At 68.9% G+C, this 14,652-nt stretch carries 12 protein-coding genes, 1 tRNA gene and 1 pseudogene; 3 read left to right on the forward strand and 11 right to left on the reverse strand.

The genetic code is table 11. The features are described 5' to 3' along the window. Positions 1 to 217: 217 nt before the first annotated feature. From ABFX36_RS04765 to ABFX36_RS04790, 6 genes are all read right to left on the reverse strand, one after another. Positions 218 to 290 (reverse strand) — tRNA-His (locus tag ABFX36_RS04765). A 102-nt stretch (positions 291 to 392) separates the two neighbouring features. Further along, entirely contained in the window at positions 393 to 992 is a 600-nt protein-coding gene (gene orn / locus ABFX36_RS04770; RefSeq protein WP_006896591.1) for an oligoribonuclease, read from the reverse strand. Positions 993 to 1,048: 56 nt separating this feature from the next. Then, positions 1,049 to 1,855, reverse strand: coding sequence for a mycolate reductase (gene cmrA, locus ABFX36_RS04775; RefSeq protein WP_006896592.1), 807 nt, complete (start codon positions 1,853 to 1,855; stop codon positions 1,049 to 1,051). Positions 1,856 to 1,902: 47 nt separating this feature from the next. Further along, positions 1,903 to 2,256 carry a putative quinol monooxygenase gene (locus ABFX36_RS04780; RefSeq protein ID WP_346075173.1) on the reverse strand — a complete coding sequence of 118 codons (354 nt, stop codon included), beginning with the start codon at positions 2,254 to 2,256 and terminating at the stop codon, positions 1,903 to 1,905. Between the two features lie 73 nt (positions 2,257 to 2,329). After that, positions 2,330 to 4,390, reverse strand: coding sequence for an oxidoreductase (locus ABFX36_RS04785; RefSeq protein WP_346075175.1), 2,061 nt, complete (start codon positions 4,388 to 4,390; stop codon positions 2,330 to 2,332). Positions 4,391 to 4,444: 54 nt separating this feature from the next. Beyond that, positions 4,445 to 5,017 (reverse strand): PadR family transcriptional regulator, encoded by a 573-nt coding sequence (locus ABFX36_RS04790; RefSeq protein WP_006896595.1) that lies wholly within the window; start codon positions 5,015 to 5,017, stop codon positions 4,445 to 4,447. A 115-nt stretch (positions 5,018 to 5,132) separates the two neighbouring features. On the opposite strand from ABFX36_RS04790, the pseudogene ABFX36_RS04795 reads away from it, so the two are divergent. After that, positions 5,133 to 5,777, forward strand: a pseudogene (locus tag ABFX36_RS04795) (SMP-30/gluconolactonase/LRE family protein); the annotation flags it as partial. Between the two features lie 9 nt (positions 5,778 to 5,786). Here ABFX36_RS04795 and ABFX36_RS04800 read toward each other — a convergent pair. Both ABFX36_RS04800 and ABFX36_RS04805 read right to left on the reverse strand, forming a co-directional pair. Beyond that, the gene (locus tag ABFX36_RS04800; RefSeq protein ID WP_346075177.1) at positions 5,787 to 7,721 is read right to left on the reverse strand and encodes an ABC transporter ATP-binding protein; all 1,935 of its coding nucleotides are present in this window, start codon (positions 7,719 to 7,721) and stop codon (positions 5,787 to 5,789) included. Positions 7,722 to 7,850: 129 nt separating this feature from the next. After that, positions 7,851 to 7,988, reverse strand: a complete 138-nt coding sequence (locus tag ABFX36_RS04805) for a hypothetical protein (RefSeq protein ID WP_156150514.1) — start codon at positions 7,986 to 7,988, stop codon at positions 7,851 to 7,853. Between the two features lie 310 nt (positions 7,989 to 8,298). Here ABFX36_RS04805 and ABFX36_RS04810 point away from each other — a divergent pair, with 310 nt between their 5' ends. After that, positions 8,299 to 9,699, forward strand: a complete 1,401-nt coding sequence (locus tag ABFX36_RS04810; RefSeq protein ID WP_346075429.1) for an MFS transporter — start codon at positions 8,299 to 8,301, stop codon at positions 9,697 to 9,699. Continuing rightward, positions 9,696 to 10,838 carry a uroporphyrinogen-III synthase gene (locus ABFX36_RS04815; RefSeq protein WP_346075179.1) on the forward strand — a complete coding sequence of 381 codons (1,143 nt, stop codon included), beginning with the start codon at positions 9,696 to 9,698 and terminating at the stop codon, positions 10,836 to 10,838. The genes ABFX36_RS04810 and ABFX36_RS04815 overlap by 4 nt, the downstream gene beginning before the upstream one ends. Here ABFX36_RS04815 and ABFX36_RS04820 read toward each other — a convergent pair. The 3 genes from ABFX36_RS04820 to nirB are packed head-to-tail and all read right to left on the reverse strand — an operon-like array spanning position 10,801 to position 14,513. Then, positions 10,801 to 11,520, reverse strand: a complete 720-nt coding sequence (locus ABFX36_RS04820) for a sirohydrochlorin chelatase (protein WP_346075181.1) — start codon at positions 11,518 to 11,520, stop codon at positions 10,801 to 10,803. The genes ABFX36_RS04815 and ABFX36_RS04820 overlap by 38 nt on opposite strands. After that, entirely contained in the window at positions 11,517 to 11,948 is a 432-nt protein-coding gene (gene nirD, locus ABFX36_RS04825; RefSeq protein WP_278127020.1) for a nitrite reductase small subunit NirD, read from the reverse strand. Before nirD ends, ABFX36_RS04820 begins: the two co-directional genes overlap by 4 nt. 45 nt (positions 11,949 to 11,993) lie before the next feature. Further along, positions 11,994 to 14,513, reverse strand: coding sequence for a nitrite reductase large subunit NirB (gene nirB / locus ABFX36_RS04830; protein ID WP_346075184.1), 2,520 nt, complete (start codon positions 14,511 to 14,513; stop codon positions 11,994 to 11,996). Between the last annotated feature and the right edge of the window lie 139 nt (positions 14,514 to 14,652).

Raw genomic sequence — 14,652 nt, forward strand, 5'->3', positions numbered from 1 at the left:
CCGCCGCCTACGACACAGGCTTCAACTGGGAAGACGGCAACGGCATCCAACACGGATGGGGAGGCCGAAACCGGTAAACCACCCGACGCCACGCCCGAACCGTACACACATTCTGGCCTTTAACCCGATGTTCTTGCCCGTGGGGTGAGGAGTCCGTGCGATATGCGACGAGGGCCCGGTCGGCGTTCTCGCCGTCCGGGCCCTCGTCGTTCTTCGGGGTGAGTGACGGGACTCGAACCCGCGACAGCCAGGATCACAACCTGGTGCTCTACCAACTGAACTACACTCACCATCGGCGCAGCTGCACAGCGTTCACACGTTGTTTGCCGAGCCAGGCTCATACTCTAGCCGGTTTTCACCCAGAAACTCCAATCGGTTCCTGACCAGCGTGTTTACGCGGGGCCAAGCCGTTCGACGACCTCTTCGAGGGTCTTCGCGTCGGGGCCGGGGGCGGGAACGAAGGCGGTCTCGCGGTAGTAGCGCAGTTCCCGGATCGATTCGCGGATGTCGGCGAGTGCGCGATGGGCGAGCCCCTTCTGCGGCTGACCGAAGTAGATCGGCGGGTACCAGCGACGGCACAGCTCCTTGATCGAGCTGACGTCCACCATCCGATAGTGCAGGTAGGCGTTCAGCTCGGGCATGTCCCGGGCGATGAAGCCGCGATCGGTGCCGATGGAGTTGCCCGCGAGCGGGGCCGCGCCGGCCGTGGTGATGTGCTCGCGCAGGTAGTCCAGAACCGCCTTCTCCGCTTCGGCGAGCGTGACGGTGGAGGCGCGCACCTCTTCGGTGAGCCCGGAGTCGGCATGCATCTTGGCGACCACCTCGGGCATGCCCGCGAGGGCCTCGTCGTCGGCGTGGATGACGAGGTCGACCCCCTCGCCGATGATGTTCAAGTCGCTGTCGGTGACGAGAGCGGCGATTTCGATGAGCTTGTCCGAGCCGATATCCAGTCCGGTCATCTCACAGTCGATCCACACGAGTTTGTCTTGCACTCGATCAACTGTAATCGGGACGGCGTGCCGCCGTCTGTCCGCGTGCGCGGTACGAGCTACTCGCCTTCGCCGAGCTTGCTGTAGAACTTGCCGACGATCGGCGCGACCACGGCACGCGGCGAATAGCCGCCGGCCACGGACATCGCCTTGCTCAGTGTCCCCGGAACCACGCGCATCTTGTTGCGGCTCAACGCATCCAGGCTCATCTCCGCTACCTTCTGGGAATCGTGCCAGAGGAAGCCCGGGACCAGCTTGTCGACGATCGACGCCTCCTCGGCGGTGGGGGTGTGCGTGCGGACCGGTCCCGGAGCCAGCAGTGTGACGTGCACCCCGGTGTCTTTGAGTTCCCCGCGCAGCGACTCGCTGAAGGTGTTGACGAAGGCCTTCGTCGCCGCATACGTCGCATTGTTGGGAATCGGCATATTGCCTGCGGCGGAGCCGACCATCAGGATGCCGCCGGAGCCGCGTTCGACCATCTGCGGAAGAACCGCGAGAGTGAGATCGTGCACGGCGTTCGCGTTGAGCCGGACCTGGGCGCGCTCGTACGCGGAGTCGAGGCCGGCGAGCGGCCCGAAGGTCGCGATCCCCGCGTTATTGCAGAGGATGGAGATCTCGCGACTCGACAGTTCGTCGCACAGTGCGTCGACCGCGTCGAGATCGGAGAGGTCCGCCGCCCGCACGTCCGCGTCCACCTGGAATCGCGACCGCAGTTCGATGGCGAGCTCATGAAGTACGTTCTCCCGCCGCGCCACCAGGATCACCGAGTGGCCGCGAGCGGCGAGCGTCCGCGCCAACGCCATTCCGATGCCGGAGGACGCTCCGGTGACCACGGCGCGGGCAGACGAACGAGGCGGCATCAACATGGGCCACATCGTATCGACGGCCTCGGACATCGGCCGAAAGGTGTCGGCTACTTGCCCGCGACGAGACCGTGGATCGCTCGCACGCGGGGTTCGAGTGCGGCGTGCAGGTCCGCGGGGAGCGTGCCGAATACGTCGATCTCCACCCCGCCCCCGAGCTGAGCCAGCCGCGGAAGGACCTCGGCCACATTGCCGACGTGTTCGACCACCGCCGCCGCGTCTCGGTAGCGCTCCAGCACCACGCATCGGCTGCGGTCGTCGTCCATGAACCAGTCGTACTGCAGGTTGCCCTTCTCCGTCCGCACCGCGTCGAGGGACTCGGCGACGGCCGCCGTGAACGCGGCGACGTTCTCCTCCGGGATGTTCGGGAAGGTGGCGATCATGACGATCTCGTTCTCGTTCATTCGGGCTCTTCTCTTCTGGTCGCGGGCGCCGTCGTTCCGATGCGGGTACCGAGTCATCGTAGAGAGCAGCACCTCACGGCAAGCCCGCGGCGACCTCCGTGCCCTGCCGGATGGCGCGCTTGGCGTCGAGTTCGGACGCGAGGTCGGCACCGCCGATGACGTGGGTGATCACACCGGCCGCGGTCAGCGGGTCGACCAAGTCGCGCACCGATTCCTGACCGGCGCAGACGACGACGTTGTCCACCTCGAGCAGGCGCTTGCCGACCTCGTTGCCCTCCTTGTCGTGCAGCGTGATGTGCAGGCCGGCGTCGTCGATCCTGTCGTAGGTGGCGCCGGAGATCTGTTCGACGCCCTTCATCTTGACCGCGGCACGATGCACCCAGCCGGTGGTCTTGCCGAGCGACTTGCCCTGCTTGCCCGGCTTGCGCTGCACCATGTACACCTCGCGCACGGCGGGCATCGGCCTCGGCTCGGTCAGGAAGCCGGGAGTGTCGAGGTCGTCGGTGACGCCCCACTCCTGCTCCCATTCCTTGAGGTTCAGTGTCGGCGACTCATCGGTGGTGAGGAATTCGGTGACGTCGAATCCGATGCCGCCCGCACCGATGACGGCCACGCGCTTGCCGACCTCGCGGTGGCCGAGGACCGCGTCGGCGTACGACATGACCATCGGGTGGTCGATGCCGTCGATCGCAGGCACGCGCGGGACCACGCCGGTCGCGACGATCACCTGGTCGTACCCGCCGTCGATGAGCTCCTGTGCGCCCACCCGGGTGTCGAGGTGAACGGCGACGTGGTTGATCTCGAGCTGGCGGGTGAAGTACCGGATGGTCTCGTTGAACTCCTCCTTGCCGGGGATGCGGGCGGCGATGGAGAACTGCCCGCCGATGGCCGGCCCGGCCTCGTAGAGGTCGACGCGGTGGCCGCGCTGCGCGGCGGAGACGGCCGCCGACAGCCCGGCGGGACCGGCTCCGACGACGGCCACCCGCTTGGCCGTGCGGGTGGCCCCCAGGGTGAGGACCGTCTCGCGGCCGGCGCGCGGGTTCAGCAGGCACGAGACCTTCTGACCGACGAAGGCGTGATCCAGGCACGCCTGATTGCAGCCGATGCACGTGTTGATCTCGTCGGCGCGGCCGGTGCGCGCCTTGTCGACGAACTCCGGGTCGGCCAGCAGCGGGCGGGCCATCGACACCGCGTCCACCTTGCCGCGCTCGAGGATCTCCTCGGCGACGTCCGGGGTGTTGATGCGGTTGGACGCGATCAGCGGGATGTCCACCACATCGCGCAGCCGCTCGGTGAACTTGACGAACGCGCCCCGCGGTACCGACGTCACGATCGTCGGTACCTGGGCCTCGTGCCAGCCGATGTCGGTGTTGATGGCGTCGACGCCGTGTTCCTCGGCCCGCTTGGCGAGCAGTGCGATCTCGTCGAAGGTCTGTCCGTTCTTCACGAAGTCGGCGACGCTCTGGCGCAGGATGACCGGGAACTCGCGCGGCACCTTCCCGCGCACGTCCTTGATGATCTCGACGAGGAAGCGCTGACGGTTCTCGGTGCTGCCGCCCCACTTGTCGGTGCGGTCGTTGGTGTGCGGGCAGAGGAACTGGTTGATCAGGTATCCCTCGCCGCCCATCAGCTCGATCGCGTCGTAGCCGGCTCGGTGCGCGAGCTGCGCCGCGGTGCCGAATGAGCGGATCACATGCCAGATGATCTGCTCGGTCATCTTGAGGTGTTTGAACGGGTGAATCGGGCTCGGCTCGCTGCCGGCGGCAACCTTGAAGGGCGTATACCCGTAGCGCCCCGCGTGAATGATCTGCAGGGCGATCTTTCCGCCCTCGGCATGGACGGCCTTGGTGAACTCGCGGTGCCGGAGCACATCGGCACGGTTCGTCATCTTGCCCGCGAAGGGCAGCAGCTGTCCGGTGCGCGACGGTGCGAAACCGCCCGTGATGATGAGCCCGACGCCGCCGCGGGCGCGTTCGGCGTAGTAGGCGGCGAGTTTGGGCGTGTCCCACAACCGGTCCTCCAGGCCGGTGTGCATCGATCCCATGACGACGCGGTTGTCGAGCGTGATCCCGCCGATCCGAAGCGGTTCGAACAGTCTGGGGAAGTGGGCGTTGGGCGCCGTCTGGGCTGTCATTGGGCGACCTTTCTCGTTGTGGGTCTCGGTGGGATGCAGTGGTTTCTGTGGAATTCAGTGCTGCGGGGCGGCGACGGCGGCAGAGCGCTCGAGTTCGCGCTGGAAGCGGTCGAGCACCTCGTCGCACCAGTCGACGGTCTGCTCGCTCATCCGGACCCCGCCGCGGAGCACCAGGTACTGGTTCAGCTTGCGTCCGGAGAGGGCATCGGGATCGGGGTAGTACTGCTCCACCCATCCCCGATACACCTCGAGCATCGCGGCGGCCTCGTCGCGGTGGGCGCGGAGTTCGGCCATCACCGTCGGCAGGTCGCCGAGATCGGCGGCGCGCAGCTTGACTCCGAGATCGCTGCGCAGCGGCGGGAGCGGCGTCGGGCTGTTCACCCACTCGGCGAGCATGTCGCGTCCCGCCTGCGAGAGCGTGTACACCTTCTTGTCCGGGCGGCCGTCCTGTGCCACGGATTCGAAGCTCACCAGCCCGTCGGAGTGCAGCTTCTTGAGCGTCCGGTAGATCTGCTGGTGCGTAGCCGACCAGAAGTATCCGATCGACCGCGAGAACTGCTGCCCGATCTCGTACCCGGTCCCGGGCCGCTCGGAGAGCGAGACGAGGATCGCGTGCTCGAGTGCCATGCGTGACACCGTAGCAATGCACCTTAGTTCTATGCAATATGGTTCATATGAACTCCGATGCATATAAAGCGGCGGGTCGGACACACCGCCGCCGATTTGCTGCTAAGACTTGGCCGTGACCTCGTTTCGCCGCATCGCCCTTCCCGGAACCGCACCCGAGGACGTGATCTGCCTGCCCGACGGGCGGGTCGTGACCGGACTCGACGACGGTCGTCTGCTGTCGGTGGAGCCGTCGACGGGGGAGATCAGCGTGCTGGCCGACACCGCCGGACGGCTCCTCGGCCTCGACTACGGTGCCGACGGTTCGATCTACATCTGCGACCACGATCGCGGGCTGCTCGTCCTGGATCCGGATCGCTCGCGCGCACGAGTGCTCGTCGACACGGTGGACGGCAGGCCGCTGCGGTTCGCCAGCAACGTCGCCCACGCCTCCGACGGAACGCTGTACTTCTCGTCGTCGTCTCAGAACTTCATGTTCGACCGCTGGCGGGCGGACATCATCGAGCACTCCGGGACCGGCAGGCTCATGCGACTGTCGCCGAGCGGTGAGGTCCAGGTGCTGCGCGACGATCTGCAGTTCGCGAACGGCGTGGTCCTGGGCCCCGGTGAGGACTACGTGCTGGTCGCGGAGACGGGGGCCTCCCGGATCTCGCGGTACTGGCTCACCGGACCGGCGGCGGGCACCTCCGAGGTCTTCCTCGACGGTCTGGGCGGTTATCCGGACAACATGTCGATCGGCAGCGACGGGCGACTGTGGGTGGCGCTCGCCTCACCGCGGAATGCTGTGCTGGAGGGCATCTTCCGGCTTCCGCTGCGGGCCCGGAAGGTGCTCGCGCGGGCCCCGCAGGGTGTCGGACCGACGCCGGAGGAGGTGGTCTGGGTACAGGCCTTCGACTTCGACGGCACGATGGCCCGCGAGGTGCGGATCGACGACCTCGATTTCGGTTTCGTCACCGCCGTCGCGGAGCGCGACGGGGTCCTGTATCTCGGCACCATCCTCGGCAACGCGCTCGGCGTGCTCGACCTGCGCAGCTGACACCCGGCGGATTCGCCCGTCCTCGAGTCGCACCACCTCGTCGGCGATCGCGGTCAGCCGCGAATCGTGAGTGATGAGCAGGGTGGTGCGTCCGCGGGCCAGTCGGCGCAGCGGCCCGATCACTCCGGCGACCGACTCGTCGTCGAGCGCGGCCGTCGGCTCGTCGAGGATCAGGACGGGCGTGTTCCGGAGCATCGCCCGCGCGATGGTGATCCGTCGGCGCTGTCCGCCGGACAGTTCCAAGCCGTCGCCGGCGAGCACGGTGTCGTATCCGTCCGGCAGCGCGGCGATGAATCGATGGGCGCCGGCGTCGCGCGCCGCCTCGATGATCTCCTCCCGGCCTGCCGTCGGACGGCCGAACGCGACGTTGTCGGCCACCGTCCCCGGCCGGATGTGGGCCGTCTGCGGCAGCAGCGTGACCTGTTCGCGGACCGACGCGCCGGTCACCTCGGACACGTCGTGGCCGCCGACGGTGACGGTGCCGGACTCCGCATCCTCCAGCGCGCAGATCAGCGATGCGAGCGTCGACTTGCCGGTGCCGCTGGGGCCGATGAGAGCCGTGATGACACCCGGCCGCAACTCCAGGTCGACGCCTCGGAGGATCTGCCTGCCGTCGTACGCGAAGCAGACGCCGTCGAGCCGCACGGGCACGGGGGCGCCACTCGGGACCGGTGGCAGCGGCCGCGCGTCGCCGAGTTCGGCACGGTGCACCGGTTCGTCGAGGATCTCCGCGATCCGCTCGGCGCTCACGCATGCCTCGGCCACCGCGAGCCGCACGTCGGCGATCTGTTGGAGCTTGGGATACAGCATCGCCAGGTAGCCCGACAGTGCCAGCAGCTGGCCGACGCTGAGTGCGCCCTCACGCACCTGCCAGACGCCGACGAGGGTGACGGTGAGTGACAGACACACCTGCGCGAAGCCGAGCACCCCGCCGAAGCCGGCTTCGATGCGCGTCTGCGATACCCGGGTGCGCGCCCATCGGCGGCCGTGGCGCTCCAGCTCGTCGGCCTCGTCGCGCTCGCGGTTGTACGCGACGGTGGTCTCGTGGCCGGCCAGCGCGGAGTAGACGGCGTCGGCGATGTCACTGTTCGCTGCGCGCTCGGCGTGCGTCGTCCGGCTCTGGCGCCTCCCGAAGAACGACGAGACCGCCCACAGGGCCGGGCATGCGGCCAGTGCGACCCCCGCGACGACCGGGCTCATGACGAACGCGGCAACGATCAGACCCAGCGCGTTGGCGGCCGCCACCGCCAGGGACATCATCCCGGTGCCGATCAAGTGCTCGACGGCTTCCAGGTCGCTCGAATGCCGCACGACGAGGTCGCCGAGCCCGCGGCGCCGATGCGTGATCGGTGCCAACCGCTGGACGTGCGCGAACAGAGCGGTGCGGAGCCGGAGCACCACACCTTCGGAGGCCACCGTCGACAGGAGGGTGCCGACGTAGTCGGCACCGACGCTGACCGCGGTCACGGCGAGCCACAGTGCGGCGAGACGCGCGAACGACTGCCAGTCGGAGGAACCGAGGGCACCGTCGACGACATCGGATAGGAAGAACACGCCGACGGCGTCGCATGCGGCTGCGACCAGTAGAAAGAATGCGGCACCGCTCAGTGCGACGCGATGTCCGGAGGCGAAATGGGAGAATCGGCGCATCGCGGTGAGAAATGTCATTTGGGTGATCTCCTGTAATCGATGAAACGGACCGATTCTCTTCAATAGAAATGCCGATGCGCCGGTCCCGGAATACATTTCCGGGACCGGCGCATCCGAGGGTGTGGAACCCGATCAGTTCACACCTGGTCAGCGGACCCAGATCCAGTACCAGCGGTGATTGCGGGCATCCCAGCGACGCTCACGACGCCGACGCGGAGCGGGGTGCGCGAATCCGAAGTTCTGACGGTTGTTCTGCTCGGGGCGGCGGTTGTTGTCGAATGCCATGTCATTCTCCTTATCCGGTCGGCTCGGCGGCTATTTCCGCTCGCGTATCTCGCGTCCGACACAGATGAATTTATGGACCCCGTCTGTGGAGGATCTGGCGCGCGACTGGCAGCATTCTGGGAACATCTCGGAACCGTCGGAACTGCGGCATTCCGCCGTGTTTCAGGCTGCTCACACGGCTCCCCGCATGTCGGTGAGGGCTTCATTACGCGCCCGTGATCGCCGCGGCGACCGCCCGCAACACCGCCTGCCTAGCGTCGATCGCGACCCGGTCGAATGCCCGGGCGGACGAAGGAGGCACCGCGTGCGGATGGGACCAGCTCACACCCGACCCCGAGAACGACGAGCAGTATTCGCGTCGAGGACGATCACCGACTGGGATCCGGAGGACACCGCGGCATGGGAGGCGGGCGGATCGGCGATCGCGCGGCGCAACCTGATCTGGTCGGTGGTCGCCGAGCACGTCGGATTCTCCGTCTGGACGCTGTGGTCGGTGATGGTGCTGTTCATGCCGTCGGACGTCTACGGCATCTCGGCGGGGGACAAGTTCCTCATCGGAGCCGTGGCCACCCTCACCGGGTCTCTGCTGCGTTTCCCGTACACCCTGGCGACATCGCGATTCGGCGGCCGCAACTGGACGGTCTTCTCGGCCGTCGTGCTGACCGTGCCGGTGATGGCGACGATCGTCCTTCTCGCGAATCCGGGTCAGCCGCTCTGGGTGTACCTGCTGTGCGCCGCACTCGCCGGGCTCGGCGGCGGCAACTTCGCGTCGTCGATGACGAACATCAACGCCTTCTATCCGCAGCGCCTCAAGGGCTGGGCCCTCGGCCTGAACGCGGGCGGCGGCAATCTCGGGGTGCCCGCGGTGCAGTTGGTGGGACTGCTGGTGATCGCGTGGGCCGGGGTCGGCGAACCGTACTGGGTGTGCGCGATCTACCTCGTGCTGCTCGCGGTGGCCGGGCTCGGCGCCGCGCTCTTCATGGACAACCTCGAGGGGCCGGGCGTGGACCTGTCCGCGATGCGGTCGGCGATCACCGACCGCGACACGTGGCTGATCTCGCTGCTCTACATCGGGACTTTCGGCTCGTTCATCGGGTTCTCTTTCGCCTTCTCGCAGGTACTGGCGCTGAACTTCCTCGATCGCGGCGACACCGCGGCGCAGGCCTCACTGCACGCCGCGCAGATCGCCTTCATCGGCCCGCTCCTCGGGTCGGTGGCACGGGTGTACGGCGGCAGGCTCGCCGACCGGATCGGCGGCAGCCGAGTGACGCTCGGGGTGTTCGCCGGCATGGTCGGCGCCGCGGCCGTCCTCCTGGTGGGCTCGTCCCTCGAGGTTCAGGTGGTGGGCTTCGTGGCGCTCTTCGTGCTCTCCGGGATGGGGAACGGCTCGGTGTACAAGATCATCCCGTCGGTGTTCGACGCGAAGTCTCGCGCGCTGCCGCTCGACGAGGACGGGCGGGCGGCGTACTCGCGAGCCATGTCTGGAGCGGTGATCGGGATCGCGGGCGCGGTCGGCGGACTCGGCGGCGTCGGGATCAACATGGTGCTGCGACAGTCGTATCTGAGCTCCGGGTCGGCGACCGTCGCGGTGGTGGTCTTCGCCGCCTTCTATCTCGTCGCCGCGGCCGTCACCTGGCGGGCGTACGTCGGAGTGCCGCGCGCGGCGGCCGATGCGCCCGGCGCACCGCAGTCTGCGAAGCTGTCTTCATGAGTTCTGCCACCACCGGCGACCGGTCGGCCCCGCCCTCGCTGGCGGGGTTCACCGTCGCCGTCACCGCAGCGCGCCGAGCTGAGGAGCTCGGCGCGCTGCTCATGCGACGAGGCGCACGAGTGGTCGCCGCACCGGCGATCGAGATGGTGCCGCTGGCCGACGACCCGGCGTTGCGCGCGGGCACCGATGCGGTGATCGCGGAGCCGCCGGATCTGCTGATCCCGACGACCGGAATCGGCTTCCGCGGGTGGATCGAGGCCGCGGACGAATGGGGGCTGGCCGACGAGTTGATGGGCGCCTTCGCCGGCGCGCGCATCCTTTCGCGCGGGCCGAAGGTGACCGGGGCGTTGCGTGCGGCGGGATTGCGCGAGGAATGGTCGCCCGAATCGGAGTCGTCGGCCGAAGTGCTGGCGCACCTGAGCCCCGACGACGTCGCCGGTCGGCGAGTGGCGGTTCAGCTGCACGGTGCGATCGACGGTTGGGACCCGAACCGCGACTTCGTCGACGGTCTCATCGCGATGGGAGCCGATGTCGTCTCCGTGCCGGTCTACAGCTGGCGCCGGCCCGCCGATCTCGGCGATTTCGATGCGCTGATCTACGACGTCGCCGCCCGCCGGCTGGACGCGGTGACCTTCACCTCCGGTCCGGCCGCCGTGTCGATGCTGACGCGATCGACTCAGCTGGGCGTGCGCGAGCCGTTAGTCTCCGCACTCCGGGAGGCGGTCGCCGTCTACTGCGTGGGCCCGGTGACCGCCGCGCCGCTCGAGCTGGCGGGGGTCGCCTCGCGCTGGCCGGACCGGATGCGGCTCGGCGCGCTGGCGCGGCTCGTGGCCGAGGATCTGCCGGTCCGGGAGTCCGAACTCGCGGTGGCCGGGCACCGCCTCGGCGTGCATGCCTCGGCGGTAGTGGTCGACGGAGAGGTCCGTGACGTGCCCGCGTCGGCGCTGCGTCTGCTCAAGACCCTCGCACAGCGGCCGGGCACGGTGGTGTCGCGCACCGATCTACTCGCGGTGATCGGCGCGGGTGACGAACACGCGGTGGAGGTGGCGATCGGCAGGCTCCGGACCGCGCTGGGATGCCGCGAGATGATCGCGACGGTCGTCAAACGCGGTTACCGGCTGGCACTGGACGAGCAGTGAACTCGCCGGCCGAGTCGATCCGGCCGCAGGCCGCGTCGACGACCGGTGCCGCGAGGCCGAGGGGGCGGGCGACGACGTCGGCCCCCGAGTCGTCCAGGCGCTGCTGAAACAGCCCGTCGGCGAGCAGGTACGACGCCACCGCGATCCGGCGTCCGGGTGTGTCCGCACGGAGGGCGGCAACGGTGTCCGGGACCGATGCGTGAGGCGAGCCCGCGCGGGTGCTCGCGAATGCGATGCGGACCGGTGTGGCCAGCCGCGCGGACAGCAGACGCGCGGTGGTCTCGATGTCCCGCTGCGCCACCGGGTCCGCGGAGCCGGCCGCGGCCAGGACGACGGCGTCGTCGCTCGTCGCCCCGGCCTCGGCCAGGCGAATCGTGAGCGCCCGGGTCAACAGCTGAGACGGTCCCAGTGCCGGCGCCAGCCGTACCGGCCGGCGGGCCGCGGCCAGGTGCGCGGCGATGTCGACCCGCACGTGGTGTCCGCGCGCCAGGAACGCGGGCAGCACCGTGACCGCGCCGTCGGGCAGATCGGGGAGCAGGTCGCTCGGCGAGGGCCCGACGACGTCGACGAAGCTCACCGCCACCGGCTCGTCCCGGCGGCGTCCGATCTCGTCGGCGAGCCGATAGATCAGTTCCACGCCCCGTGGGTCGCGGGTGCCGTGCGCGACGAGCAGGACGGTCATCGCGGGCTCGCCGCCGAACTCGTGGCGGGCTTGAAGCCCTCGGGCCGGAAGCCGAACCGGATGTCGGGGGAGTTCGCCACGAATACGGTCCCGTCGAGCCCGATGCGGGTGCCGTACACCGGGATCCGCACTCCGGGGGAATCGAGGCAGCGTCCGTCGATGAGGCTGAACGCCTCCTTCTTCAAGGGCGAGGCGACTACCGGGAAACCGTTCCGGTCGCCGACGATGCCGCGCGACATCACCGCGGCACGCGCGATCGGATCGATGTTGCCCACCGCGCGGAGCGTGTCGTCGGCGAGCCGGAACAGCGCCACCTGCGCGCCGTCCGGCAGCAGCACGGCCACGCCGCGCAGGCGGTCGAGCCGGTCGATGTGGCACGCGGCGGTCCAGTCGCGGGTCCAACGGTGGAGGTCGAAGGCGAGGGTCATGACAGACCTTTCAGGTGTGTTCGGGGGCGGGCGGAACGGGCCGGTTCACGACTGCGGCAGCGCGGGCGAACCGAGCAGGACCGGAACTCGGCGCCCGTGGCTCTCGCCGAAGGCGACCGTCGGGTCGGGAACGCCGGGTGCGTTGACGAAGGAGACGAACCGCCGGAGCTTGTCCGGGTCGTCGAGGACGCCCTTCCATTCGCATTCGTAGGCGTCGACGTGGCGGGCCATGTCGGCTTCGAAGTCGTCGGCCAGACCCAGCACGTCGTCGATCACGACGGCCTTGAGCCGCTCGATGCCGCCGTCGAGTCCGTCGAGCCAGGCGGCGGTGCGCTGAAGTCGTTCGGCCGTGCGGATGTAGTACATGAGGAAACGGTCGATGTAGGCGACGAGGGTGGCATCGTCCAGGTCGCCGGCCAGGAGCTGCGCGTGCCGGGGAGTCATGCCTCCGTTGCCGCCGACGTACAGATTCCAGCCCTTCTCGGTGGCGATGACGCCGACGTCCTTCCCACGGGCCTCGGCGCACTCGCGGGCACAGCCCGAGACGCCCATCTTGATCTTGTGCGGCGACCGCAGCCCGCGGTACCGCAGTTCCAGATCGATCGCCATCCGAACGGAGTCCTGCTGACCGTACCGGCACCAGTCGGAGCCGACGCAGCTCTTCACGGTCCGCAGCGACTTTCCGTAGGCGTGGCCCGACTCCATCCCGGCGTCCACCAGGCGCCGCCAGATCAGCGGCAGCTGGTCGACGGTGGCACCGAACATGTCGATGCGCTGACCGCCGGTGATCTTGGTGTACAGACCGAAGTCGCGGGCGATCTCGCCGATCAGAATCAGCTGTTCGGGCGTGACGTCGCCGCCCGGCATCCGCGGGACCACCGAATAGGTGCCGTTGCGCTGGATGTTCGCCAGGAAGTGATCGTTCGAATCCTGCAGCGAGGCCTGCTCGCCGTCGAGGATGTGGCCCGAGCCGATCGACGCCAGAATGGACGCGACCGTCGGCTTGCAGATGTCGCAGCCGGTGCCGGTGCCGAACCGTTCGACGATGCCGGAGAAGGTCCGGATGTCGCAGGCCCTGATCGTCTCGAACAGCTCGGCGCGCGACTGCGCGAAGTGCTCGCACAGGGCGGTCGACTGCTCGACTCCCTCCTCGGCCAGGATCTGCGACAGCAGCGGAACGCACGAGCCGCACGACGTGCCCGCGCCGGTGCAGCCCTTGAGGGCCGCCACATCGCATGCGCCGTCGGCGATCGCGGCGCACAGCGTGCCCTTGCTGACGTCGTTGCACGAACAGATCTGCGCGTCGTCGCCGAGCGCGCCCACCCCGAGGGCCGGTGCGTCGCCGGCCGGGCTGATCAGACTCACCGGGTCTCCCGGCAGGCTCGATCCCACCAGCGGGCGCAGGAGGCCGTATGCGCTCGCGTCGCCGACGAGCACGCCGCCGAGCAGGGTGGACGCGTCGTCGGACAGCACGAGCTTGGCGTAGACGCCGCCGATCGGGTCCGAGACCACCACGTCGAGCGCTCCGGGAGTGGCGCTCAGCGCGTCGCCGAAGCTGGCGACGTCGACGCCGAGCAGTTTGAGCTTGGTGGACATGTCGGCGCCGGGGAACACCGCAGAGCCGCCCAGCAGCCGGTCGGCGACCACCTCGGCGGTGGCGTAGCCGGGGGCCACGAGGCCGTAGCAACGACCGTCGATCGCCGCGACCTCGCCGATCGCGTAGATCGACGGGTCGCTGGTGGCACAGCGCTCGTCGGTGAGGATCCCGCCCCGTTCGGCCACCGCGAGCCCGCAGTCGCGGGCGAGTTCGTCGCGCGGGCGGACCCCGGCGGCGAACACCAGGAGTGCGGCGTCGACCACCGTGCCGTCGGCGAGTGTGACACGCACGCCGGCGTCGCCGGGCTCGATGGACTCGGTGCCCGACGAGAGGGACACCTCGATCCCGAGTTCGCCGATCATCCGGGCCAGGTGCTCGCCGCCCCCGGCGTCCACCTGCTGAGGCATCAGCCTCGGGTTGATCTCCACCACGTGAGGCGCCAGACCCATCAATCGAAGAGCGTTGGCGGCTTCGAGTCCGAGGAGCCCGCCGCCGACCACCATGCCGACCGGCGCGGTGCGGGCATCGCGCGCGAGGGCCCGCTCCGCGTCGGCGCGGATGGCGTCCAGATCGTCGAGGGTCCGGTAGACGTGGCAGCCCGGCGTCTCGTGTCCCGGGACCGGCGGCACGAAGGCTCGCGATCCGGTCGCCATCACCAGCGCGTCGTAGGCGATCTCGGCGCCCGAAGCGGTTCGCACCACGCGACGGTCGCGGTCGATCGCGACGACGGCGTCCCCGACCCGCAACTCCACGGCGTCGTCGCCGTCGTAGCGGTTGCCCGCCAGCGCCAGCTCGGCCCGCTCCCAGGAGCCGACGTATCCCGAGAGCCCCACGCGGTCGTACGCGGGGTCGGCCTCCTCGCCGAGCACCACCACTCGCCATCCGCCGTCGACGTCCCGGGCGCGAAGTGCCTCGACGAAGCGGTGCCCGACCATTCCGTGTCCGATGACCACCACGGTTTCGCTCATCGACTCCAGGTCCTTCCACTCGAGTTCGCAGCCGATCCGTTCGGCTCGGAAGCGACGTTACGAACGGGGTGTTGCGATGCCGCTCGGGTCGCGTTGCGGTCAGATGACGAGTCCCGCACCGGGTTTCGAGCATGTTTCG

This window comes from Gordonia cholesterolivorans, assembly GCF_039531975.1.
Lineage (GTDB): Bacteria > Actinomycetota > Actinomycetes > Mycobacteriales > Mycobacteriaceae > Gordonia > Gordonia sihwensis.

Coding starts and splice junctions, on each gene's coding strand:
- cmrA (WP_006896592.1), bottom strand. CDS start 1,855: ATGTTGATGCCGCCTCGTTCGTCTGCCCGCGCCGTGGTCACCGGAGCG.
- ABFX36_RS04780 (WP_346075173.1), bottom strand. CDS start 2,256: ATGAACGAGAACGAGATCGTCATGATCGCCACCTTCCCGAACATCCCG.
- ABFX36_RS04785 (WP_346075175.1), bottom strand. CDS start 4,390: ATGACAGCCCAGACGGCGCCCAACGCCCACTTCCCCAGACTGTTCGAA.
- ABFX36_RS04790 (WP_006896595.1), bottom strand. CDS start 5,017: ATGGCACTCGAGCACGCGATCCTCGTCTCGCTCTCCGAGCGGCCCGGG.
- ABFX36_RS04800 (WP_346075177.1), bottom strand. CDS start 7,721: ATGACATTTCTCACCGCGATGCGCCGATTCTCCCATTTCGCCTCCGGA.
- ABFX36_RS04805 (WP_156150514.1), bottom strand. CDS start 7,988: ATGGCATTCGACAACAACCGCCGCCCCGAGCAGAACAACCGTCAGAAC.
- ABFX36_RS04810 (WP_346075429.1), top strand. CDS start 8,299: ATGGGACCAGCTCACACCCGACCCCGAGAACGACGAGCAGTATTCGCG.
- ABFX36_RS04815 (WP_346075179.1), top strand. CDS start 9,696: ATGAGTTCTGCCACCACCGGCGACCGGTCGGCCCCGCCCTCGCTGGCG.
- ABFX36_RS04820 (WP_346075181.1), bottom strand. CDS start 11,520: ATGACCGTCCTGCTCGTCGCGCACGGCACCCGCGACCCACGGGGCGTG.
- nirD (WP_278127020.1), bottom strand. CDS start 11,948: ATGACCCTCGCCTTCGACCTCCACCGTTGGACCCGCGACTGGACCGCC.
- nirB (WP_346075184.1), bottom strand. CDS start 14,513: ATGAGCGAAACCGTGGTGGTCATCGGACACGGAATGGTCGGGCACCGC.